This is a genomic window from Gordonia sp. NPDC003422, assembly GCF_053588675.1.
Map to the genome: position 1 here is coordinate 21,403 of NZ_JBSFQL010000013.1, position 23,139 is coordinate 44,541.

Annotated in this window: 16 protein-coding genes and 1 pseudogene; 8 read left to right on the plus strand and 9 right to left on the minus strand. The window is 66.1% G+C overall.

What is annotated here, in order from left to right; all coding sequences use genetic code 11:
- Positions 1–38 precede the first annotated feature (38 nt).
- On the plus strand, positions 39–491 hold the full coding sequence (locus tag ACWDTF_RS12655) for a DUF3054 domain-containing protein (protein WP_240854932.1): 453 nt from the start codon (positions 39–41) through the stop codon (positions 489–491).
- A gap of 6 nt (positions 492–497) precedes the next feature.
- Here the strand turns inward: ACWDTF_RS12655 and ACWDTF_RS12660 are convergent, their stop codons facing one another.
- Positions 498–2,132 (minus strand): NTF2-like N-terminal transpeptidase domain-containing protein, encoded by a 1,635-nt coding sequence (locus tag ACWDTF_RS12660; protein WP_240854933.1) that lies wholly within the window; start codon positions 2,130–2,132, stop codon positions 498–500.
- Between the two features lie 195 nt (positions 2,133–2,327).
- Here ACWDTF_RS12660 and ACWDTF_RS12665 point away from each other — a divergent pair, with 195 nt between their 5' ends.
- On the plus strand, positions 2,328–3,065 hold the full coding sequence (locus ACWDTF_RS12665) for a pirin family protein (RefSeq protein WP_240854934.1): 738 nt from the start codon (positions 2,328–2,330) through the stop codon (positions 3,063–3,065).
- Between the two features lie 113 nt (positions 3,066–3,178).
- Here ACWDTF_RS12665 and ACWDTF_RS12670 read toward each other — a convergent pair.
- The 4 genes and pseudogenes from ACWDTF_RS12670 to ACWDTF_RS12685 form a co-directional block, all read right to left on the minus strand.
- Positions 3,179–4,405, minus strand: a pseudogene (locus tag ACWDTF_RS12670) (alpha/beta hydrolase family protein).
- A gap of 75 nt (positions 4,406–4,480) precedes the next feature.
- Positions 4,481–5,185, minus strand: a complete 705-nt coding sequence (locus ACWDTF_RS12675; RefSeq protein WP_355277275.1) for a sterol desaturase family protein — start codon at positions 5,183–5,185, stop codon at positions 4,481–4,483.
- Entirely contained in the window at positions 5,182–5,910 is a 729-nt protein-coding gene (locus tag ACWDTF_RS12680) for a FadR/GntR family transcriptional regulator (RefSeq protein ID WP_355277278.1), read from the minus strand. The genes ACWDTF_RS12675 and ACWDTF_RS12680 overlap by 4 nt, the downstream gene beginning before the upstream one ends.
- Positions 5,911–5,966: 56 nt before the next feature.
- Positions 5,967–7,442 (minus strand): dihydrolipoyl dehydrogenase family protein, encoded by a 1,476-nt coding sequence (locus tag ACWDTF_RS12685; RefSeq protein ID WP_240854938.1) that lies wholly within the window; start codon positions 7,440–7,442, stop codon positions 5,967–5,969.
- A gap of 61 nt (positions 7,443–7,503) precedes the next feature.
- Between ACWDTF_RS12685 and ACWDTF_RS12690 the strand changes: the two genes are divergently transcribed.
- Positions 7,504–9,510, plus strand: coding sequence for a M13-type metalloendopeptidase (locus tag ACWDTF_RS12690; protein WP_433259663.1), 2,007 nt, complete (start codon positions 7,504–7,506; stop codon positions 9,508–9,510).
- Positions 9,507–10,100 carry a potassium channel family protein gene (locus ACWDTF_RS12695; protein ID WP_374245699.1) on the plus strand — a complete coding sequence of 198 codons (594 nt, stop codon included), beginning with the start codon at positions 9,507–9,509 and terminating at the stop codon, positions 10,098–10,100. The genes ACWDTF_RS12690 and ACWDTF_RS12695 overlap by 4 nt, the downstream gene beginning before the upstream one ends.
- A gap of 224 nt (positions 10,101–10,324) precedes the next feature.
- Here ACWDTF_RS12695 and ACWDTF_RS12700 read toward each other — a convergent pair whose 3' ends face one another.
- A complete protein-coding gene (locus ACWDTF_RS12700) occupies positions 10,325–11,452 on the minus strand; it encodes an NDMA-dependent alcohol dehydrogenase (protein WP_240854942.1) in 1,128 nt (375 codons plus the stop codon).
- Positions 11,453–11,654: 202 nt separating this feature from the next.
- Here ACWDTF_RS12700 and ACWDTF_RS12705 point away from each other — a divergent pair, with 202 nt between their 5' ends.
- The 3 genes from ACWDTF_RS12705 to ACWDTF_RS12715 all read left to right on the plus strand — a co-directional run bounded on the left by ACWDTF_RS12705 (position 11,655) and on the right by ACWDTF_RS12715 (position 16,110).
- Entirely contained in the window at positions 11,655–13,769 is a 2,115-nt protein-coding gene (locus ACWDTF_RS12705) for an MMPL family transporter (protein ID WP_449754457.1), read from the plus strand.
- A gap of 129 nt (positions 13,770–13,898) precedes the next feature.
- The gene (locus ACWDTF_RS12710; RefSeq protein ID WP_240854946.1) at positions 13,899–14,855 is read left to right on the plus strand and encodes a R2-like ligand-binding oxidase; all 957 of its coding nucleotides are present in this window, start codon (positions 13,899–13,901) and stop codon (positions 14,853–14,855) included.
- 397 nt (positions 14,856–15,252) lie between these two features.
- On the plus strand, positions 15,253–16,110 hold the full coding sequence (locus ACWDTF_RS12715) for an alpha/beta fold hydrolase (protein WP_355277284.1): 858 nt from the start codon (positions 15,253–15,255) through the stop codon (positions 16,108–16,110).
- A 189-nt stretch (positions 16,111–16,299) separates the two neighbouring features.
- Here ACWDTF_RS12715 and ACWDTF_RS12720 read toward each other — a convergent pair whose 3' ends face one another.
- Entirely contained in the window at positions 16,300–16,983 is a 684-nt protein-coding gene (locus ACWDTF_RS12720) for a slipin family protein (protein WP_240854949.1), read from the minus strand.
- A gap of 630 nt (positions 16,984–17,613) precedes the next feature.
- Between ACWDTF_RS12720 and ACWDTF_RS12725 the strand changes: the two genes are divergently transcribed.
- Entirely contained in the window at positions 17,614–19,377 is a 1,764-nt protein-coding gene (locus tag ACWDTF_RS12725) for a transposase (protein WP_449754458.1), read from the plus strand.
- 222 nt (positions 19,378–19,599) lie between these two features.
- Here the strand turns inward: ACWDTF_RS12725 and ACWDTF_RS12730 are convergent, their stop codons facing one another.
- Complete coding sequence (locus ACWDTF_RS12730) at positions 19,600–21,774, minus strand: 3-hydroxyacyl-CoA dehydrogenase NAD-binding domain-containing protein (RefSeq protein ID WP_240854951.1); 2,175 nt, start codon at positions 21,772–21,774, stop codon at positions 19,600–19,602.
- A 38-nt stretch (positions 21,775–21,812) separates the two neighbouring features.
- Positions 21,813–23,024: an acetyl-CoA C-acetyltransferase gene (locus ACWDTF_RS12735; RefSeq protein WP_240854953.1), complete on the minus strand. Its 1,212-nt coding sequence runs from the start codon at positions 23,022–23,024 to the stop codon at positions 21,813–21,815.
- Positions 23,025–23,139: the final 115 nt, after the last annotated feature.

A 23,139-nucleotide genomic window follows, 5' to 3' on the forward strand; every position in this document is an offset into this window, starting at 1 on the left:
GTGCCAAGCGCAGCGCCGAGACGCTACCGTAATCCACCATGGCGAGTTCGGACACCGTAGAGCACACGCTCGCCCCGATGCGCGGGGTGGCGTCGGCACCGGTCGCCGCTCTCATCGACGCCGCAGCCATCACCGTTTTCGCCCTCATCGGGCGGGCCAGCCACGAAGAGGCCCTGTCGTTGATCGGCGTCGTGCAGACGTTGTGGCCGTTCCTCGTCGGCTGCGCCGCCGGCTGGTCGGTGACCTATGTGTACTCGCATGTCCGGTCGAGCGACTTCTTCGGCCACGATTTCCGCCCCGACCGGGTGGTTCCGGTCGGTCTGGTGATCTGGTTCTGCACGGTCACCGTCGGGATGATCGTGCGCTACATCCTGCACCAAGGCGTGGAAGTCGCGTTCGTCGTCGTGGCGGCAACCTTCCTCGCGCTGTTCCTGCTGGGATGGCGCCTTGCGTTCGCGGCACTCGCGCGACGCGCTCAGCGCAGTTCCTGACTCGCGCTACTTGATGGTGAAGTACTTCTGCGCCACCTGGAGTGCCGCCGTTCCCGACTTCGGTCCCTCGGTGTAGACGACGATCACCTTGCCGCCCTGCAAGCCCACGAACCATCCGGGGCCCTGCGGGCCGTTGGTGCCGACCAGTGCACGCAGGCCGGGCGCACGGGTCAGGTCACTCGCGTCGCCCTTCTTCGCGGTCAGCACCATCGCACGCTGGATCTGGTTGATCAGCGCCGGATCCAGTTCGCCGAGCGAACCGCCGACCACCTTGGTGGGGACGCCCTTGATGACGAAGGGCGCCGTGGACGTGAACTGTCCGGCGCCGCCGCGTGCGAGCGCCACACCGAGGGCTGCCATGTTCATCATCGACACGGTCTGACCGTGCTGGAAGTCGACGGTCGTCACGCCGGGCTGCCCTGGCATCGGCGCACTGGCACCCGGCACCGTCAGCTGGACGCCGAGCCCGAGCCGGTCGAGGATGGCCTCGCTGGACTCCTGGTTGGCCGCTGCCGCGCGTCCGACCGCGTCGAACACCGGATTGAGCGTGGTGCCCACCGGGAAGGCCTGGTCGACGTTGATGTTGCGTTGAGCCGCATAGGTGTTCTGGGCCATCCCCAGGATGCCGCCGGTGACGGCGTCGAGCGCGAGGATGGTGGCGGGCTGTCCGACCTCCACCGCGGCGTCACCGAGGGTGAGCTGCAGTGACTGATCGACGGTGGTGAACACGCTCGGCCCGGCCGGACCCTGCTCGCCGACGAGCTTGCGCGGCTTGATGCCCGGACCGACCATCTGTACCTGCCAGCCGGCGGTCGCGTCGCGGATGGCCTGCCAGTAGTTGGTCAGCCCCGACTCGAGCGGCGACATGAGTCGACGGTCGGCCATCACGAGGGCGCCCGCCTTGTTGACGGTGACCCCGGGGATACGAGCCGGGTTGCCGGCGAGTACGCCCATGTCGGAGTCGCGCAGCACCACTGCCGTGACCGGCCTGCCGGCCGCCTCGTCGAGCTTGTTGGTGATGATCTGCGCGGTGACGAGCGGGGCGATCGGGGCGATGGCGCGTGCCAGCGCGCGGGCGGAGTTGTCCGGGTTCCGGGTGCGGGCCGGGTCGAGGATGAGCTCGTTGACCGGCTGCAAGACCATGAACGCCTTGCCGGTACGGCTGCGAACGGACGGTGCCGGGGTCGCGTCGGTGCGGATCTCGCGCAGCATTCCGCCCGCGGGCAGACCCGGATAGATGATCGACGGTTCCCACGTCACCTTCCACCCGGTCGAGAGGTGTCGGGCGGTGCCGTTGCTGGTGGTCTCGAACTTCCGGCCCTTGTCCCAGGTGTAGGTGGTCTTGAGGGCGAACGACGCCGTGCCGTCGCTGTATTCGACGGGGTTGCGCACCTCGACGTGCACGCTGTTGGCCCGCATCGCCTGAAGGGTCGCGGTGAGCGCCTCCCCGGCCTGACCAGGTGCGGTGGTGAACTGCGCGGCACCACCGGCATCCTGTTTGTTCAACGCGGACGCATAGCCTCTCATCGCGGCTGCGGCCCCGGTGTCGTCTGTTCCGGTGATTCCACACGAGGACACAGCGACAGCGATTCCGAGCGCGGCACAAGTCGCGAGGATCGCGCACTTGACCCAGATCTTCATGTTCACAATTTTCACTCTTGTCACACGCGATTTCGATCCCTTGAGCTTCCATTCGGGGATCGGAGCGGTCACAATCGTGTCTCGCGGCGCTGTTCGTGCGGGGGTGACGGCCGGCCGGGAATGGCGTGGGCCGTGCGGAACTCGCGTATCTGCCCTGGTCGCCAGAGCGCGCTCACCGGCTGTCCATAATGGATCATGACGGTTTCCCTGATCCGAGGACCCGAGCGCGCGGTGACGGCCACCGAGTGGCTGGTGTCCCGCCATAGCTTCTCCTTCGGAGACCACTACGACCCATACAACACCCACTACGGAGTGCTGTTGGCCATTAACGACGATTTGGTGTCGCCGGGCCACGGGTTCGATTCACATGCTCACCAGGAGACCGAGATCGTCACTTGGGTAGTCGAGGGCACGCTGGTTCACCGCGATTCCGCGGGGCACTGCGGGGTCCTCTATCCCGGCCTCGCACAGCGGATGAGTGCGGGTTCGGGCGTCCGGCATTCCGAACGCAACGACCCCTGGCCCGACCTCTCCGATTCCGGCCGCTCGCCGGTGCGCTACATCCAGATGTGGGTGATGCCCGACAACCACGGTCTCGAGCCGTCGTACGAACAGGCTAACGTCTCCGACCTGCTTCGTCCGGGCAAACTCGTGCCGGTCGCCTCCGGCGAGGACGGTGTCGACTCCGCGATCCGTATCGCCAACGCCGGCGCGACCCTCTACGCGGCGCGCCTGACACCGGGGCAGTGTGTCGAGGTTCCGCCGGCACGCTTCACCCACGTGTTCGTGACCGCCGGCGAGGTCGTGATCGGCGACGATCGGCTTGGCGACGGCGACGCCCTGCGCGCCGACGACGCCGACGGGCTGGCCATCACGGCGACCTCCGACGCCGAGGTCCTCGTCTGGGCGATGAACAAGCGACTCGGCGAGTAGCGCCCCGACCGACTCGCCCGGCCAGGAAATCGAGTCGAGTTGGAGAACGCGAGTGCTGCAGCACTCGCGTTCTCCGATTCGGCACCGGTTGTCGCGAGTCGTGTCCCTCTCGGTCAGGCCAGCTTGACGTCGAGCCAGTCGAACATGCGCTGGTCGGTCATTGCGCGGGCCATCGGCTGGCAATGCCAACTCGCCCCATCGGCGGCGGTGAACTCCATCAGTTCCGCTCCTCCTCCGACCATGCCGACGAGCCGAGCCGACTGTCCGGGCCAGAACTGTTCGTGTTCCGGAGCAGTGACCAGCATCGGGGTTCTGATCTGGGCGGCGAGTTCGTCGGTGAGCCGGTACTCCTGGACCGCCACATAGGTTTCGAAGTATCCAGTGGCACCATAAGGCCTTGCCCGCCAATCGAATTCACGCTTCGTTGCCGAGCTGAGCTTCATTCCGATACCCATGTCGCGGTCGAATGAGTCACGCTTGCCCGCAGCGAGTTCCGTGCGCAGTGGGCTCGGCAGCTTGTCCATCCAACTCGTTGCGACGTCGACGACGCCGGGATCGGCGATGGCCGCACGATACCGGTGCTCGAAGGCAAGCGAGCGCGGCACCCAGTAGCCTGCCTGCGAGATTCCTTACAGCGCGAGACGATCCGAGTCGACGCCGGGTTGTTGCAGTACGACATCGGTGACCGGCGTCAGCACCGCTTCCCAGTCGGGCCGGAACGGTATCTGGTGTTCGAACAGCATGGATTGCTGACCGGGCCCGTCGAACATGACGACGTTGTACCCGCGTTCGAGCGCGCCGCGTGCGGCGGCACTCCACTGACCGGACACCGCGCCGTCGCTGCCGTTGATCATGACCAGCGTGGGCCGGCCGCCATCAGGGTGCAGCGGTGCGAGAAACCAGCCCGGCAACGTCGTGTCCTCGTACGGGATCGTGAGTCGATGAGCATCGAACGGGCCGTGGTCGATGAACGATTCCCATGCGGCGCGATGCTCCCGGAACACCGGCAGCCGCTGTTCGGCGGTGGGCAACTCGTCGACCGCGTCGACCGCCATCGAAAGATAGTTCGCCGCACGTAGGTACGCCCATGCCGCGCTGACCCGGTGGCCGCCTGCGGCGCTGGCGTCGGCCTCGTGGCGCACGCGCCGGCCGAGTCGGAGCCAGGCGTCGAACCAGGCCTGTCCGCCGCCCTTGAGTCCGCTGATGGTGGCGAGAACCTCGCCAACGTCGGCGCCGCCGGCGTTGGAGGTGCCGAGCAGGCAACGGACGGAGTAGTCGCGGCCCTCGTCGGAATAGAAGCCGGTGTCGTAAGCGGTATGTGTTGCGTGAGGTAGTTGCATGCCTTCGACTCTGCAGCGCGGCCGATGGCAACACATCCGTCAACTGACGCAGATTTCGCCGCCAGACGTCGACCGTCAATCGGTGAGCGCGTGAAGGTTCTTCGCGGTCGGCGACTTCTCCACCGACTCGGGGTCGGGATAGGTCTGCAGTAGACGGTCGGCGGTTCCCGACGTGGTGACCGTGAACCAGTAGTGCTCGTTGCGGTAGTGATGGAAGCGATGATTGCGCCAGGTCGCCCGGTAGAGGCGGGTCTTGGGTTTGTAGTCCGTGTGGATCAGGTAGTGCGTCCACTCGTACACGATGCCCAGAAGTCCGAGAACCACCATGAAGGTGAGCCCACGTTCGACGCTGCGAAAGAGCACCAGCCCGACCACGAGCGCCGCCACCAGCACCGGTATCAACGCCCGCCACGGGATGAAGATGAGCGGGATGTCGCGCGGATCCTGATGGTGCTCACGGTGTTTGCGCGCGAGCAGGGTGTCGAGGGTGACCGGCCCGAGCCGCTTGGGCCGCCAGTGCAGGATGAAGACATGGATCAGCCACTCGGCGATCGGGAACACCGCGACCATCACGACGGGTACGACAAGATCCGCGACACCCCAGCCGCCGACCCAGACCCGAGCGATCACCGACGCGACCAGGAATGCCGAAATCATCCAGGGCGACGGATGTTTCACGAATTCGGCCAAGGCCGACGCGAGGGTCACGTTTCGCCGCGACGCCCGCAGACGACGCTCGTCGCTCTCGACGCGACGCCGCGCCTGATCCGGGGTTTTCATGTGGATTCCACTCCCATCAGTCCTTCGCACATCGCAAGCAGCGCTTGGGTTGCCGGCGCGAGCAATGCCTCGGCGGCGGCTCGGGCGCGGATCGGATCGTGCGACGCGATCGCCTCGACCACCGTCCGATAGCCGCCGAGGTTGCCGACCTCGGGTTCGAGAACCGTCGCCAGCTCGGGCAATACCGGTTCGTAGGCGGCTCGCAGCGAGTTGTACATCAGCCGGAACGCCATCGAGTCGGCGGCGTCGATGACGCGACTCCAGAACTCGAGCGCGACGACCTGCTGTCCGACTGGATCGGATTCGTTCTCCAGATCGGTGAGCGACGACTCCAGTTGTGCTGCAACCCCATCGGCAGCACGGAGCGCAGCGAGCTCGGCAACCTTCGGTCCGATCAGAGCCCGCGCCTCGACCACCGAGCGAGCGACTCGAGGGTCGAGGTCACCCTGTCGGACAAGGAGTCTCGGCAGCAGATCCAGTCCGCCGCTCGACGCCGGATCGAGCACCCGCGTGCTCCCGCCCTGCCGGATAGTGACCAGCCCTGCCGCAGCGACCCGCTTCAATGCCTCACGCACCGCGGGGCGCGACACCCCGAGCACACGCGCCAGTTCACGCTCACTCGGCAACGACTCGCCCGCGGGCAGTTCGCCGGACAGCACGCCGTCGACGATCTGCTCATAGACGTCCTCGGGCACGCTGCGCGGCGAGATGGGTTCGAACGGCATGGGTGTGACGGTAGCCACCAGGGCACAGGTGGTCAAGTGGTCAGACCAATATGACTCTAGTGCAACTGCTCCAACAGCCGCAGCCACACCTCGCTGATCGTCGGATACGACGGAACCGCGTGCCAGAGGCGATCGAGCGACACCTCCCCGACCACCGCCACCGTTGCCGAGTGCACCAGCTCCGCGATGCCCGCACCGACAAACGTCGCGCCGATGAGTACGCCACGGTCGCGGTCGATGACGAGCTTGGCGCGCCCGGAGTAGTCCGGTCCGGCCAGGTATGAGCCGGCGACCGCGATGTCGGTCTCGGCGATCTGCACCTCGATGCCCCGCTCTCGGACCTGCGCCTCGGTCAGCCCCACCGAGGCCATCTCGGGGCGGGTGAACACGACCTGCGGGATGGCGTCGCGGTCGGCCGACGCGGCGTACCGGGGGTTGTCCAACTCGCGACGCTGCGCACGAGCAGCGATGACGTCGCCGGCAACCCGCGCTTGGTATTTACCCATGTGGGTCAACGCAACTCGGCCGTTCACGTCGCCCACGGCGTACAACCACGGATGGCCGTCGACAGTCATGTGATCGTCGACGGCCACCGGGCCGTGCGCCTCGAGACCGATCGAATCGAGCCCGAGATCCGTTGTCGCCGGCGTTCTTCCGGCAGCCACGAGGATCTCGTCGACCGTGATGTCCTCGTCGGTGTCACCGCTGGACAGAACGACACGTGCCGGCTCGCCGTGCAGCCGGCCATACCCGGTATCGGCGACACCAGGACGGTCCACCGAGGCGATCGTCGTGCCGAATCGCACGTCCACTCCCAGCTTGCGCAGTCCGCCGACAATCCGTTCGGACGCAAAGGGTTCTGCTTTGGGAAGCACACGGTCGCCGCGGATCACCATGGTCACCGCGGCACCCAGGTCGGCCAACCACGTGGCGGCCTCGCATGCGACCACACCACCGCCGAGGATCGCGATCCGGTCCGGCACCTCCACCAAGTTGGTCGCATCGCGCGACGTCCAGGGCAGGGCCTCGCGCAACCCGGGGATCGGTGGGATCGAGGCAACGCTGCCCGTGGCGATGACCACCGCATGCCGCGCGTGCAGAGTCAAGCGCCCGCCGTCAGCCGATTCGACGACCACCAGCCGATCCGCGACGATCCGCCCATGCCCGCGGACGACCTCGATGCCCGCACCACGCGCCCACGCCACCTGCGACGCGTCATCGCGAGAATGGTTCACCGTGTCGCGCCACCCGAGCAGCGCGTCCGGTTCCGGCCGGTCATCGACGACCCGGGGAGCGGACCCCGGCAAGGCACGCGCGGCGGCGAGTGCCGCACCCGCACCCAGCAACGCCTTGCTCGGCATACACGCCCAATACGAACACTCACCGCCGAGCAGCTGGTGTTCGACGATCGCCGCCGTCCGATCGGACCCCCGGATCGCGTAGTCGGCGACGTTCTCGCCGACCGGACCACCCCCGACCACCACCACGTCGTAGGTACGCACCTGGGTTGACTCGAGATCAGGGGCCGTCATGACATCCACGGTAGGCCCGCGTCGGCCGACGCGGCTGACGGATCGCGATCGCGGTGACAGGATGGAGCGCGTGACTTCTTCCGACACCACCCTCGCGTCCGGACTCGACCTCGAGTGGGTCGACGATTCCGTTCGCGTCCAAGACGACCTGTTTGCCCACGTGAACGGCAAGTGGCTGGAATCCCACGTGATCCCCGAGGACCGTGCCATCGACGGGGCGTTCCACGTGCTGCGCGATCGCGCCGAGGAGAACGTCCGCGACATCATCACCGAATGCGCCGAGTCGAGCCCACCGAGCGGCTCCGACGCGCTGAAGATCGGTGACCTGTTCGCGTCGTTCATGGACACCGACCACGTCGATGCCCTCGGCATCGGACCCATCGCCGGCGAGATCGAGAAGATCGCCGCGATCGACTCGGTTGCCGCGCTCTGCCGTCGGATGGGTCGCCTCACCCGGCACGGCGTCGGCGGCCTGTTCGGCTTCTACGTCGACACCGACGCGCGGGCGTCCGACCGCTACCTCGTGCACATCGTGCAGTCCGGCCTCGGGTTGCCCGACGAGTCGTACTATCACCCCGACGCCGACGGCAACGACAATCACGCCGACACCCGCACCGCGTATGTCGCGCACGTGGAGCGCATGTTCACCCTCGCCGGATTCGACGACGCCGCCGATCGCGCGGCGACGATCCTCGATCTGGAAACCGCTCTGGCCCAAGACCATTGGGATGTCGTGGCCCGACGCGACGCCGAGAAGACCTACAACCTGCTGTCCCTGGACGAATTGGAGTCCGCGGCAGACGGTTTCGACCTCGGCGAGTGGTTCGGCGGCCTCGGGACGGTCGGCGATGCCACCTTCGCGGAAGTCGTCGTCGGGCAACCGTCCTTCGTCACCAGCGCGGCCCGGTTGGTCGCGCAGCGGCCACTCGAGGACTGGAAGACCTGGCTCACCTGGCGTCTGCTGCGTTCGGCGGCACCGTACCTGTCGTCGGACTTCGTCGACGAGAACTTCGACTTCTACGGGCGGACGCTGTCGGGAGCGGAGACCAACCGCGACCGCTGGAAGCGCGGCGTGTCCTTCGTGGAGGGCGCGATGGGCTTCGCGGTCGGGAAGTTGTACGTGGACAAGCACTTCGGCCCCGAGGCCAAGGCGCGGATGGACGAGTTGATCGCGAATCTGGTGGCCGCCTACCGCCGCAACATCTCCGACCTCGAATGGATGACGCCGGAGACCCGCACCAAGGCGCTCGTCAAACTCGACAAGTTCACCCCCAAGATCGGCTACCCCGCGTCCTGGCGCGACTACGGCGCACTCATCGTCGACCGCGGCGATCTCATCGGAAATGTCGCGCGCGCTTCATCATTCGAGCAGGAGCGCGAATTTGCGAAGATCGGATCACCCGTCGACCACGACGAATGGTTCATGACACCGCAGACGGTGAACGCCTACTACAACCCCGGCATGAACGAGATCGTCTTCCCGGCAGCGATTCTGCAGCCGCCGTTCTTCGATCCGGACGCCGACGACGCGGCCAACTACGGCGGCATCGGTGCGGTGATCGGGCACGAGATCGGCCACGGCTTCGACGATCAGGGCGCCAAGTACGACGGCGACGGCAACCTGGTGAACTGGTGGACCGACGCCGACCGCAACGAGTTCTCGGCTCGTACCGGCAAACTCATCGATCAGTACGGCGAGTTCACCCCGGACGGCCTCGATCCCAAGTACAAGGTCAACGGCGCCTTCACCATCGGCGAGAACATCGGCGACCTCGGCGGCTTGTCGATCGCGCTGGTCGCCTACGGCCTCGCGACCGAAGGCACGACACCCCCGGAGATCGACGGCCTGTCCGGCGAACAGCGTGTGTTCTTCAGCTGGGCCGAGATCTGGCGTACCAAGACCCGCGACGCCGAAGCAATCAAACGGCTGTCGGTCGACCCGCATTCGCCGCCGGAGTTCCGGTGCAACGGTGTGGTCCGCAACATCGACGCGTTCTACGACGCCTTCGACGTGAAGCCCGGCGACGCACTGTATCTCGACGAATCCGACCGGGTCAGGATCTGGTGACCGACGACTCCGGAGCGCGCGGGGGCGAATCCGGGCCGGCCGAGCAGCCGCACCCGCTCACCGGCATTGCCCGACGCGACGTCACCGAAGCCCTGTTGCGGCCACTCGGCGCTGCGGTGGTCTTGCTCACCGGATACTTCGTGCTGCCGATCAACAAGGACAGCGACGTCAACTACCTCGGCTTACTGGTCGGGGCGATCCTGCTCTCCGCCTTTTGCGTATGGGAGGTACGCAGATTCGCGCGATCCACCCGGCCGGTCGCCACCGCGATGGAGATGCTGGTCGCGCTGGCCAGCTTCTACATCGTGGTGTTCGCGACCACGTACTTCTTGTTCTCGGACTACTCGCACGGGAGTTTCAACGAGAAGCTGACCAAGATCGACGCGCTGTATTTCTGCCTGACCGTTTTCACCACAACGGGTTTCGGCGACATCGCACCCGATTCCGAGCCCGCACGCATCGCGGTGTCGATTCAGATGGCCAGCACTCTCATCCTGCTCGGCCTCGGTATCCGCTGCCTCAACGTGCTCATCACCTTCCGACAGCGCGACGTGGGGAACTCAAGCGAAGAGTCCCCCTCCGCTGGCTGAGAACCTCCCGCTGGCTCAGCACCCTCCCGCTGGCTCAGCACCCTTCCGCTGCCTGAGGTGCTCGAGGCGCTAGCCGAGAGCCTCGAGGCCCTGGTGAGTTGACATTGTCAACTCACCAGGCCCTTCGAGGCTCGCTTCGCTCGCACCTCAGGGAGCGGGGTGGAGGCTCGCAGGCTCGCACCTCAGCCAGCGAGGGGGAGCGGGGTGGGCAGGAAGCCGACCACTCAGTAGTCGTCGTCTCCGTAGACGATCATGCCGCGAATGTTGTTGCCCTCCAACATGTCGTCGTAGGCCTCGTTGATCTGATCCAGGCGGTAGGTGTTGGTCACCAGGTCGCTGAGGTTGAGCTTGCCCGCGCGGTACTCGTTGAGCAAGGTGGGGACCTGCGTACGCGGGCTGGCTCCACCGAAGATCGCGCCTTGCACGCGCTTCTGCAGCAGGGTCAGTTCGAAGAGGTTCATCTGGGCGTCCATCGCACCGAAGTTGCCCATACCGGTGACGATCACCTGGCCACCCTTGCCGGTCAGGCTCAGTGCCGGCTGGATCATCGAACCGTCGATCTCGCCGACGGTGAGGATCGTCGTATTCGCCATCTTGCCCCAGCTGATCTCGCCGATGACCGGAAGTGCGTCTTCCATCGACTCGAAAGTGTGTGTGGCACCCAGCTTCTCGGCCATCTGCCGCTTGAATGGCACTGGATCGACTGCAGCCACGATCCGCGCGCCTGCGGCGGCGGCACCCTGGACCGAGTTGATCCCGACGCCACCGATGCCGACCACCACGACCACGTCACCGGCGTGGGTTGCCCCGATCTCGACGGCCGAACCCCATCCGGTGGCCACACCGCAACCCAGCAGTGCTGCTTCCTTGAGTGGGATGTCGTCCTCGATCTTCACCAGGGATGCCTGGTTGACGGTGATGTAGGGCGCGAAGGTCCCCAGGAGGCACATCTGGGTCAGGCCGGTGCCGTCGGAGGTGTGCGCCCGGTGCGTGTCGTCGGAGATCGCCAGACCCGACAGCAATCGCGCGCCCTCGTCGCAGAAGTTCTGATCGCCGCGCGAACACGGTTCGCACACTCCGCACGCCGGAATGAAGGCGGTGACGACGTGGTCACCTTCTTTGAGGTTGGTGACACCGGGGCCGACCTTGTGCACCACACCGGCACCCTCGTGGCCACCGAGCACGGGCATCGGAATCGGGCTGTCGCCGGTGCGCAGGTGATGATCGGAGTGACACAGTCCGGAGCTGACCAGTTTGACCTGCACCTCGCCGGCGGCCGGATCGCCGAGTTCGAATTCTTCGATCTGCCATGGCTGTCCGACTCCGCGGAGGATGGCGCCCTTGGTCTTCATACGTGCTCCTTCTTGTCCCATCCCACGCGGGGAAAAACTATGGCGATCGACTTATGCGACGCACGTCACATCCTGCCCAAAGGAACGTTTTCCCGCGCCGGTTTCAGGGATCTCTCAGACACCGATCCGACCGCCGCCGCGGCTCCGAATAGGGACCGTGCGCCCGAGATTGCCGAACACCGAGACATGTAAAGATGAGCCCATGGCGACGAAGCCAGATGAAGTGGCCCGCGGCACCGGCCGTACAACGACGTTGCGTTGGCTCATTCCCGCGCTCGTCCTGCTCGGGTGGCTCGTCATCGGCGGTGTCGCCGGACCGTTTGCGGGCAAGCTCTCGTCGGTGTCGACGAACTCGAACTCTGCGTTCTTGCCTGCGTCGGCCGAGTCGACGCGGGTCAACGATCTGCTCTCCGACTTCGAGGACACCGACTTCCTGCCCGCGATCGTCATCGCGGAGCGCACCTCGGGCATCACCCCTCAAGACCTCGCCTCTCTCAGCCAGGCCACCGCACCACTGGCCGGGACCGAGGGCTTCGGTCCGCAGTTCTCACCACCGATCCGCTCCGACGACGGCCAGGCCGCTCAGCTGATCGTCCCGATCTCCACCGACGGAGAACCGGCCGACACCACGGAGAAGCTGCGCGACGCGCTCGCCAACCCACCCGACGGGCTCACCGTCACGGTGACCGGACCGGCCGGACAGGTCGCCGACCTCGGCGAGGCGTTCGGTGGGATCGACGGCCTACTGCTCCTGGTCGCGGGGACGGTCGTGATCGCGATCCTGATCGTCGTCTACCGCAGCCCGATCCTCCCGTTCGTGGTGGTCATCTCGGCCGTGTTCGCGTTGTCGCTCGCGTCCGGCGCCGTGTACTTCCTGACCAAGCAGGGCGCCCTCGAACTCAACGGCCAGAGTCAGGGCATCCTGTTCATCCTGGTGTTCGGCGCCGCGACCGACTACGCACTGCTCCTCGTGTCCCGATTCCGCGAGGAGCTCATCACCACCGGTGACACTTACGATGCGCTGCGCATCGCCTGGCGGTCGACGATCGAACCGGTCGCGGCGTCGGCGGGAACGGTCATCGCCGGCGTGCTGTGCCTGTTGTTGAGCGACCTCAATTCCAATCGAAGTCTGGGCCCGGTCGCGGCACTCGGAATCGCGGCGTCGTTCCTGGCGTCGATGACGTTCCTTCCCGCCGCCCTCGCACTCCTCGGCCGCGCGGCGTTCTGGCCGATGCGTCCCCGATTCACTCCCGACGCCGATGTCGAGGGCGGCAGCACGCACCGGTTCTGGCGTCGGATCGCCGACGCCGTGGCCGCCCGCCCGCGCACCATTTGGATCGGCACCCTGATCATTCTGCTGGTCGGCGCCGCATTCGCGCCGACCTTCCGCGCCGACGGTGTCGCGTCGACCGACTACTTCCTGGGCACCGTCGAATCCGTTCAGGGCGCCGACATCCAGGCCAGACACTTCGACGCCGGGAGCGGTTCACCGACCTGGATCATCACCGACCAACAGTCCGCGGCCGCCGTCACCGACGCGGTGCGCGGGGTCGACGGCGTAGCCAACGCGCAGGTTCTCCAGCAGGGCGGGACGCCGGTGGTGCGCGACGGCAAGGTGGCCGTCGAGGTGACACTCACCGACAACGCCGAGTCGCTGGCGGCACAAGACACGGTGGAACGGATCCGCGACGTCGTGCACCCGACCCCGGGAGCCGACGCCCTGGTCGGCGGCACGTCGGCCGTCGATCTGGACACGCGGACCACCGCAATCCACGACCGCAACCTGATCATCCCGGTCGTGCTGCTGGTGGTGCTGGCGATCCTGATCCTCCTGCTGCGCAGCGTCGTCGCGCCGGTATTGCTGCTGGCCACCACGGTGGTGTCGTTCGCGGCCACGATCGGCGTCTCGAGCCTGCTCTTCGACGGCCCCTTCGGCTTCCCCGGCGCCGACCCGGTGGTGCCACTGTTCGCCTTCGTGTTCCTGGTCGCGCTCGGCATCGACTACAACATCTTCTTGATGACCCGCGTGCGTGAGGAGTCACGAATTCATGGCACCCGCGACGGCATGATCCGCGGCCTCACCGCGACCGGTGGTGTCATCACGTCGGCCGGTGTGGTGCTGGCGGCGACCTTCGCCGCGCTCGCGGTGATTCCCCTGCTGTTCCTCGCGCAGGTCGCATTTCTGGTGGCCTTCGGAGTCCTCGTCGACGCTCTCGTGGTGCGCACACTGCTCGTCCCTGCCCTGACGATCGACATCGGCCGCCGTGTCTGGTGGCCGAGCACACTGTCTCGCGATAGGTCGAAATCGACTGACTGACAACACAATTGATTCGCCGACCACACACCCTCAACCAAACCTGAGAGTTCGGTCAATCTGATAACGTTCGCGCCAGTAAAGGGTTAGCGTCAACGGACAACCGTCGAATGATCGTTAGCTGGTGTCGCCTTGAGTCTCGTCGAGCACAACACGAACGGGGGCGAAGAACTTTCGCCCCTGCCTCGTGCCGGCGTGGAATGGGACAGCTTTCCCACCCACCTCTTCATGACGGGCAACGCCCGATTCTGGGACCCGTCCGCGATCGACTTCTCGGCGGACGCCGTGGATTGGCGGGAGATCGACGACGGGCGACGACGAGCCGCGACCTACCTCATCGCACAGTTCTGCGCCGGCGAGGAGGCGGTCACCCGGCACATCCAGCCCTTCCTTCGGTCAGCCGTCGCGGGCCGTCGACTCGGCGACGAGATGTACCTGTCGCAGGTTGCCTTCGAGAAGTCCAAGCATGCCGAGGTGTTCGCGTTGTGGTCCGACGCCGTCGGACTGTCCGACGACCTCACGCCCTACGTGGAGGCCAACCCGTTCTATCGGCAGATCTTCGGTGACGAGCTCCCGACCGCGCTCGCCGCACTGGACGACGACCCGTCCCCTGTGAACGAGATCCGCGCGTTGGTCACCTATCACCAGGTTGTCGTCGGGTCGCTCGCCCTGACCGGCCACCACATGGTGCAGCGGATCTGCTCGACACACGGCATCCTGCCCGGGTTGCGGCGGGTGATCCGCTTCGTCAACGCTGACGAACGCCGGCATGTGGCGTGGAGTTCGTACACGTGTCGTCGACTGATCGCCGACGACGACGCCCTCTGGGATGTCGCCCTCACGCGCCTGGGCGAGCTGACGCCGCTGGCGCTCGGCATGATCAACTGGGTCGACGAGCAGTTCGAGACACCACCCTTCGGCCTAGACAACGCCCAGTTCATCGCCCACGCCGCCGACCGAGCGAGCCGTCGACTCGACGCGATCGCCGCCGCGCGCGGGCGCCCGGTCGCCGAGATCGACGTCGACTATTCCCCCGAGGCGCTCGAGGACACGTTCGGCAACGAGGACGACGCCGCACTGGGTGCCTGACTGACTCGACGAGTTCAGCAACCAGGCTTCTGAACTGGGGAAACACGACGGCGTCGTGCCCGCAAAATCTAGGGGAAGAACTTCTTCCCCGGGGTTCGTAGTCGTCCGCGAGAATTTTCTGGGGGAAGACACCAAGGGTCGGGGAAGAAGTTTCTTCCCCTACTTTTGTGGGCGCGTGTTCGTGGCGTCGCGTTCGGCGGAACGCGATGACCGACAGCCGGTGACTGAGATCGGGCCGTCAGTGTCCGCTTCCGGGAGATGCCCGGATGACCAACGTCAGGGGCCCGATCCTGGCCGCCGGTCCTGCCCTCTTCCCGCCTCCACGATCGCCGACGACGTCAACGGATAGTCACTCACCCGCGTGACAGCGGAATAGAACACGTTCTAGTCTTGGTTCGTGGATGTCACCTATGACGCAACCAAACGGGAACTGACCACCGAGCAGGGCACGCTGCGCTATCACGAGGCCGGCGCGCCCGATGCTCCGCCGCTGATCCTGCTGCACGGTTCGGGCCCCGGCGTCACGGGCTGGCGCAACTATCGCGGCAATCTGGGGTTCTTCGCGCAGACGCATCGATGCTTCGTGCTCGAGTTTCCCGGCTTCGGGGTGAGCGATCCGTGGGAGGGCATGCCGGTCCTGACCGCGGGCAAGTCGGTGATCGCGTTCATGAACGCCCTCGGCATCGATTCCGCGCCGATGATCGGCAACTCGATGGGCGGCGTCGTGGGTGTGAACCTCGCGATGAAGAAGCCCGACCGGGTGGCGAAGCTGGTGACCATCGGGGGCGTGGGACCCAACGTGTACAGCCCCAGCCCCAGCGAGGGCTTGCGGTTATTGCAAGAGTTCGCCGACGACCCCGACAAGGACAAGCTGATCCGCTGGCTCACCGCCATGGTCTACGACCGCGCGCTCGTCACCGAGGAGCTGATCGAGGAGCGCTGGGAAGCCGCGATGAACGCCGACGCCCTCGCCACCGGCCGGGCGATGTACGGCTCGGCCGCCTTCGAGATGCAGCAGAAGTTCCTCGCCGACGCCGACATCCCGCCCTACTGGTCGATGATGCACAAGATCAAGTGCCCCACCCTGCTCACCTGGGGCCGCGACGACCGCGTCAGCCCACCCGACATGGCGATGGTCCCGATGCGCCTGATCCCCGACGCGGAACTCCACGTCTTCCCCAAGTGCGGACACTGGGTGATGATCGAGGCCAAGGAGGCATTCGAGGCGACCGTCGCCGCGTTCCTCGCGCGCTGAGCTCCGGGCTGACCCCGCTCCCCCTCCCGCTCCGCAGCCCCCACCCGCCGGTCGAGCCGCCATCGAGTCCGACCCCTTGCTGGTTGAGCAGCGACGAGCGAGCGCAGCGAGTCCGACGCGTGTCGAAACCCCGGTGAGCCGAGTGTGTCGGCAACAACCGCACCGACACACCCGGCACCAGGCCCGCGATCAGTCGTCGGCGCGCGCCTCGGAGTCCGCCCCGCCCACCGCGAGCACCACTCGCGATCCGTACGGGGCGGCCTGTACCAGCCGGAGCTGCGCCAGCGCCGGGTGCGCGTCGAGCAGCTTGCCTGCGTTTGCCAGCGCTCGCAGCGACGCGGTCTCCGCGCGTGCTTCCTCCAGCTTCGCGAGGCCGCGTGAACGTGCCGTGATCACCTCGAGCGCCGCCGACCGCACCTCGTGCGGCACGATGACGTCCTTGATCACCACGTCGGCGACCTCGACGCCCACCCCGGCGCCGGCCGCACGCGCTGCCACGAGCACAGGCGCGGTGTCGACCGCATCACCGCGGCGGATCACGTCGTCGGACGCCAAGGCGGCGCACACCTGACGCAATGCGATCTGCGCGGCGAGGTAGATCGTCGCGATCGGGTCGACGGCCCGCTCGGTGAAGGCGACCGCGTCGACCACGGTCAGACGCAGCGCCATGGTCACCCGCACCGACATCACGTCGGACGTCAGGATTTCCTGCGGCGCAACCGGAATCAGCCGCTCACGCAGGTCGACGGTGACGTAGGTGGCATCGCCACGCCGCGAATGCGAGCCGGGCTGCAGCGTCCGGGTGAGCTTTCCTTCCCGGTATTCCAGGGTGACGTACCCGGGAACTACGGTGATTCGACTGAAGAGTGACATGACGTGCCTCCTTTCCGTTGCGTCGCATGACATGTCGTCGCGTTCTGAAGTTGTTGTGCTCCCGCCATGGCCAGGCCGGCAGTATTTCCCGTCGCTTCGCTCGCCCCGGACACCACCCGCGGGCGAGACAGTCGGTGGGGTCACCCGTCATCGTGCTCGACGAGCGCCGCAGGACCGAACGTTCCCGTTCACCCCGGGGGTGGTGCCACAGAGGGGACTCGAACCCCAGGGATGCCAGATCCGTTACCAGTGGAAGAGGACGTAAGCCTAACGCGCAGAACATGATCGGAGTACCCTCCGTTCGGCTGCTCTCACGCCCGACGAGAGACTCTGCCACGTCGGCGACCTGGCCGCAACGGATTATTCGCCTGATCTAGAAGCAGTTGGCTGGCCGTCGGAAATCTGTACCTGACAGCCGAATCAAGTGCACAGCGGGCTGTTGCAAAATGGCCCCGGGCCAGTGCTTAGCTGGACTAACTAGTTCCGGGTTCGGCTGTCGAGGGGCAACGGGCGTGTCCAGTGCCCTGTGTGCGCGATTGGTGGTCGGGGTGGCGCGGCCGGGCGGGTGTCGATGATTTCGGCTGTTTGGGCATGTCAGACCCGGTTTCTTGAGTCGTTCTGGTTGATAATGTGTTGGTGGCCAAGGGTTATCGTCCGGTGCAGCGTGATCAAGAGTTTCTGATGCCGCCGAATATGCGGTTGTGGTTGCCGCCTGAGGATCCCGTGTGGTTGGTGATCGAGACGGTGGCCGCGTTGGATACCTCGAAGTTGCATGCCCAGCGCAGTGTCGGTGGTGCGGGGCGGGCCGGCTATCACCCGGACATGTTGTTGACGTTGCTGATCTGGGGGTGGGCACAGGGTCAACGGTCCTCACGCAAACTGGAAATGCTGTGTAAGCGTGATGTCGCCTACCGCATCATCTGTGCTGGTGACGCCCCGGATCATGCGACGATTTCCCGGTTCCGCGCCCAGTGCGCCGAGGTGGTCGAAGACCTGTTCGCCGAGGTGTTGGCGTTGTGTGCCCGGCTCGGGATGGGCCAGGTGGGGGTGGTGGCCCTCGATGGGGTCAAGATCGCCTCGAATGCCTCCAAGAGTGCCAACCGCACCGAGGAAGGGTTGCGGGAGGCGTTGGCTGCCGAGGCTGCCCGCGCGTCGGCCGAACACACCGCCACCGACACCGCCGAGAACCAGTTGCATGGCGATGATCATGGCGGTCACCTGCCCCAGGAGTTGAGTGATCCGTCCACGCGGCGGGCCCGGATCGAACAGGCGATCGCCGAATTCCGCACGACCGCCGAACAGTCCGACGCCGAACAGTCCGACGCTGAGCAGTCCGACCAGGTGGCGCCGGCTGCTGAGGGTGACCAACGTCAGCGTGAACAGGTCGCTGAGCGGGCCCGTGAAGCGCGCAACGAGATAGTCGAGAAGGCGAGAGAACGCCGTAACGACGGTACGTCGGGTGTGGGTAAAGGCACCATACCGGTCGAGATCGAAGTCGAGGTGCTCACCGCGTCGCGTGATCGTGCGGTGGCCGCCCAGCAAGCCAAGATCGACCGCTACCGGCCAGGCCAGCGTGGCCCTCGGCCCAAGTCGGTGCAGGACAGTTTCCGGGTTCAGCGTGCTCAGGATGCGTTGGATCGGACCGAGGCCCGTCAGCGTGACCGCGAGATCGCGGCGGCAGTCAAAGAGCAGCTCGCCGAGGAGGCGGCGCGGGCCGCGCAGGCGAAGAAGGACAAAGCCGCCACCGATGCCCGCGGGTTTTCCGAGCCCCAACGCAACATCACCGACCCGGAGTCGCGGATGATGCCGCTGCGCGGTGGTGGCTGGGTTCAGGGCTTCAACTGCCAGGCCGTCACCAGCAGCGACGGGCTGATCATCGCGACCGGCGTGAACAACAACCCCGCTGACGTGGTCGCTTTTGCCCCCATGCTCACCAAGACCGTGGCCGCTGCCAAAACGCTCAACGACCACCGCCCACCCGGCACCACCAGCCCGGACCTGCCCGCCGAGGTCGGGGTGCTGCTGGCCGATGCCGGATACCTGTCGGAAGCCAACCTCACCGCCGACGGACCCGACCGACTCATCGCGACCGGGAAATCACGGGCCCTCAAACACGCCGCCCGTGACCACCCCACCAGCGGAGCACCACCCGCAGACGCCACCCCGATCGAAGCGATGGCCCACCGGCTGGCCACCCCCGAAGGACACGACCTCTACCGCAGGCGCAGCCACATCGCGGAAACACCCTTCGGACACGCGAAACACAACCTCGGATTCCGACAATTCACCAGCTGCGGACTCGCAAGAGCCACAGCAGAATTCGCCTTCCACGCCATGGTCAACAACATCACCAAAGCCATCAACACCAAGAAACTGACCCTGGCAACGATCTAAACGCCACCAGGAACACCACCCAACCCCCAGCCAGGCAGCCCCACCACACCAGAATTTCACGACCCCACCAAGCCATCAGAATTCCGCGACAGCCCGACAGTGCATTTGGTCGGTCTGGGAGGTACAGATTCCCGACGGTCCCCAACAGCACAAAGCCCCGACCGGAACGAATCCGGCCGGGGCCCTGCGGGTTTCAGATCAGCAGATCAGAACTTCTCGCCCCTAGAACTTCTCTCCACGGGCAGCCTTCTCGACCAGCGAGGCCGGCGGCTCGAAGTGCGAACCGTACTTGGACGCGAGGTCCTTGGCACGGTCGACGAAGCCCTGCAGGCCACCCTCGTACTGGTTGATGTACTGGATGACACCACCGGTCCATGCCGGGAAGCCGATGCCGAAGATCGAGCCGATGTTGGCGTCCTCGACGGAGGTGAGCACACCCTCGTCGAAGCACTTCACGGTCTCGAGTGCCTCGGCGAAGAGCATGCGCTCCTTCATGTCCTCGAGCGGGATCTTGGTGCTGCCCGACTTGAACTGCTCGCGCAGACCCGGCCACAGCTGGGTGCGCTTGCCCTCGGCGTCGTAGTCGTAGAAGCCCTTGCCGTCCTTGCGGGCGGTGCGGCCATTGTCGACCATCCAGTCGACCACGGCGAACGACGGGTGCGTCGGGAAGTCGATGCCGGCTTCCTTGGCAGCCGCCTCGGACTCCTTGCGGATCTTCTGCGGCAGGGTCAGGGTCAGCTCGTCCATCAGCTGCAGCGGCGCGGCCGGGTAGCCCGCCTGGGTGCCCGCGTGCTCGATGAACGCCGGCTCGACGCCCTCGCCGACGGCCGCGATGGCCTCGTTGACGAAGGTGCCGATCACGCGGCTGGTGAAGAACCCGCGACTGTCGTTGACGACGATCGGGGTCTTGCGGATCTGCAGCGTGTAGTCGATGACCTTGGCCAGCACCTCATCCGAGGTCTTCTCACCGCGGATGATCTCCACCAGCGGCATCTTGTCGACGGGCGAGAAGAAGTGGATACCGATGAAGTCTTCCTGACGCTTCACACCCTGCGCGAGGATGGTGATCGGCAGCGTCGAGGTGTTCGAACCCAGGATCGCGTTCGGCTCGACGATGTCCTCGATCTCCTGGAAGACCTTGTGCTTCACCTCAACCGACTCGAAGGCGGCCTCGATGACGAGGTCGACACCCTTGAAATCCTCGGGATCGATGGTCGGGGTGATGCGGGCCAGCAGCGCGTCGGAGCGCTCTTGCGTGGTCTTGCCGCGCGAGAGAGCCTTGGCCTCGAGCTTCTCCGAGTAGCCCTTGCCCCGCTTGGCGGCGTCGAGGTCGATGTCCTTCAGGACGACCTCGATGCCCGCCTTGGCGGAGACGTAAGCGATTGCGGCGCCCATCATTCCGGCACCGATGACGCCGACCTTCTTGGCGGTGTACTTCTCGATGCCCTCGGGGCGCGAGCCACCGTTGTTGATGTGCTGCAGGTCGAAGAAGAACGCCTTGATCATGTTCTGGGCGACCTGACCGGTGACCAGCGAGACGAAGTAGCGGGTCTCGATGATGTCGGCGGTGTCGACGTCGACGTAGGCACCCTCGACGGCCGCGGCCAGGATGGCGCGCGGGGCCGGCATGTTGGCGCCCTTGATCTGCTTGCGCAGCAACGACGGCAGCGCGGGCAGGTTCGCGGCGAAGGCCGGGTTGGTGACCGAGCCGCCGGGCATCTTGTAGCCCTTCTTGTCCCACGGCTGCGCTGCCTCGGGGTTCGCGGCGATCCAGGCCTTGGCGGCGGGGATCAGTTCCTCGATGGAACCGACGACCTCGTCGATGATGCCGGTTTCCTTGGCCTTGGTCGGGTTGAACCGGTTGCCCTGCAGCAGGACTCCCATCAGAGCGTTCTGGATGCCCAGGAGGCGCACGGTACGAACCACGCCACCGCCGCCGGGGAGCAGGCCGAGGGTGACCTCGGGCAGACCGATCTGCACGCCCTTCACGTCGGCCGCGATGCGGTAGTGCGTGTGCAGCGCGATCTCCAGGCCACCGCCGAGTGCGGCGCCATTGATGGCGGCGACGACGGGCTTGCCCAGGGTCTCCAGACGACGCAGCACCTTCTTCATGCCGTTGGTGCGCTCCGTGATCGCGGTCGCGATCTCTTCCTTGCTCGCGTCGCCGCGGCCGCTGGTCATGTCCTTCAGGTCGCCACCGGCGAAGAAGGTCTTCTTGGCCGAGGTGATGACGACACCGGTGATGTCGTCCTTCTCCGCCTCGAGACGCTCGACGATGACCGGCAGCGAGGTCATGAACAGTTCGTTCATGGTGTTGGCGCCCTGGTTGGGGTCGTCCATGGTCAGGATGACGACGCCGTCGGCGTCCTTCTCCCAGTTGAAAAGGTTGTCACTCATGTGTTTTCAAAGTTCCTTTGGTAGAGGGGACGCCGGCGTCAGACGCGCTCGATGACGGTTGCGATGCCCATGCCGCCGCCGATGCACAGCGTGATGAGGCCGTAGCGGCCACCGGTGCGCTCGAGCTCGTCGAGGCAGGTGCCGAGGATCATCGCGCCGGTCGCGCCGAGCGGGTGACCCATCGCGATCGCGCCACCGTTGACGTTGGTCTTCTCGTGCGGAACCTTGAGGTCCTTCATCCACTTCATGACGACCGACGCGAACGCCTCGTTCAGCTCGAAGACGTCGATGTCGTCGACGGTCAGGCCGGCACGCTTCAGCGCGAGCTCGGTGGCCGGGGTGGGGCCGGTGAGCATGATGGACGGCTCCGAGCCGACCTGCGCGAACGACACGAAACGGCCGCGCGGGGTCAGGCCGTTGCGCTTGCCCGCCTCCTCGCTACCGATCAGGACGGCAGCCGCACCGTCGACGATGCCGGAGCTGTTACCACCGGTGTGCACGTGGTTGACGCGCTCCACCTCCGGGTAGCGCTGCAGGATGACGTCGTCGAAGCCGGCCATCTCGGCCAGACCCGCGAAGGCGGGCTTGAGCTTGCCGAGGCTCTCGGCGGTACTGCCCGGACGACGGTGCTCGTCGTGGTCGAGCACGATGACACCGTTGATGTCGCGGACGGGGACCACGGACTTGGCGAAGTAGCCACTGGTCCAGGCCTTCTCAGCACGAGCCTGCGACTCGGCGGCGAAGGCGTCGACGTCCTCACGGGAGAAGCCCTCGATGGTGGCGATCAGGTCGGCGCCGATGCCCTGCGGGACGATGTAGTTGTCGTACGCGGTGGTCGGGTCGGTGAAGAGCGCACCGCCGTCGCTGCCCATCGGCACGCGCGACATCGACTCGACACCGCCGGCGAGGACCAGATCGTCGAAGCCCGACGCGACCTTGGCCGCGGCGAGGTTGGTGGCCTCCAGGCCCGACGCGCAGAAGCGGTCGATCTGGGTTCCGGGGACATTCTCGGGCAGACCGCTGTTCAGAGCTGCGGTACGTGCGATGACGCCGCCCTGCTCGCCGACCGGCGAGACGACGCCGAGGATGACGTCGTTGATCTCGGACGGGTCGAGGCTGCCATGACGGGCCAGGACCTCATTGATGACGCCGCTGGCCAGATCGACCGGCTTGACGCTGTGCAGCGCGCCGCCGCGCTGCTTGCCACGGGGCGTACGGATCGCCTCGTAGATGAATGCTTGATCAGCCACGATTGAGTGTTCCTTTCGCATGAACCATTTGTGGTTACTCTACGAGGCTAACGCGGAATAACTAATTTGGCTATACCTGGTGATCAGACACCGTCGTCGGATCTCAAATGTGCGC

Excerpts from the sequence above, each read along its gene's own strand:
- ACWDTF_RS12655 (WP_240854932.1), top strand. The coding sequence starts at position 39 with ATGGCGAGTTCGGACACCGTAGAGCACACGCTCGCCCCGATGCGCGGG.
- ACWDTF_RS12660 (WP_240854933.1), bottom strand. The coding sequence starts at position 2,132 with ATGAAGATCTGGGTCAAGTGCGCGATCCTCGCGACTTGTGCCGCGCTC.
- ACWDTF_RS12665 (WP_240854934.1), top strand. The coding sequence starts at position 2,328 with ATGACGGTTTCCCTGATCCGAGGACCCGAGCGCGCGGTGACGGCCACC.
- ACWDTF_RS12675 (WP_355277275.1), bottom strand. The coding sequence starts at position 5,185 with ATGAAAACCCCGGATCAGGCGCGGCGTCGCGTCGAGAGCGACGAGCGT.
- ACWDTF_RS12680 (WP_355277278.1), bottom strand. The coding sequence starts at position 5,910 with ATGCCGTTCGAACCCATCTCGCCGCGCAGCGTGCCCGAGGACGTCTAT.
- ACWDTF_RS12685 (WP_240854938.1), bottom strand. The coding sequence starts at position 7,442 with ATGACGGCCCCTGATCTCGAGTCAACCCAGGTGCGTACCTACGACGTG.
- ACWDTF_RS12690 (WP_433259663.1), top strand. The coding sequence starts at position 7,504 with ATGGAGCGCGTGACTTCTTCCGACACCACCCTCGCGTCCGGACTCGAC.
- ACWDTF_RS12700 (WP_240854942.1), bottom strand. The coding sequence starts at position 11,452 with ATGAAGACCAAGGGCGCCATCCTCCGCGGAGTCGGACAGCCATGGCAG.
- ACWDTF_RS12705 (WP_449754457.1), top strand. The coding sequence starts at position 11,655 with ATGGCGACGAAGCCAGATGAAGTGGCCCGCGGCACCGGCCGTACAACG.
- ACWDTF_RS12720 (WP_240854949.1), bottom strand. The coding sequence starts at position 16,983 with ATGTCACTCTTCAGTCGAATCACCGTAGTTCCCGGGTACGTCACCCTG.
- ACWDTF_RS12730 (WP_240854951.1), bottom strand. The coding sequence starts at position 21,774 with ATGAGTGACAACCTTTTCAACTGGGAGAAGGACGCCGACGGCGTCGTC.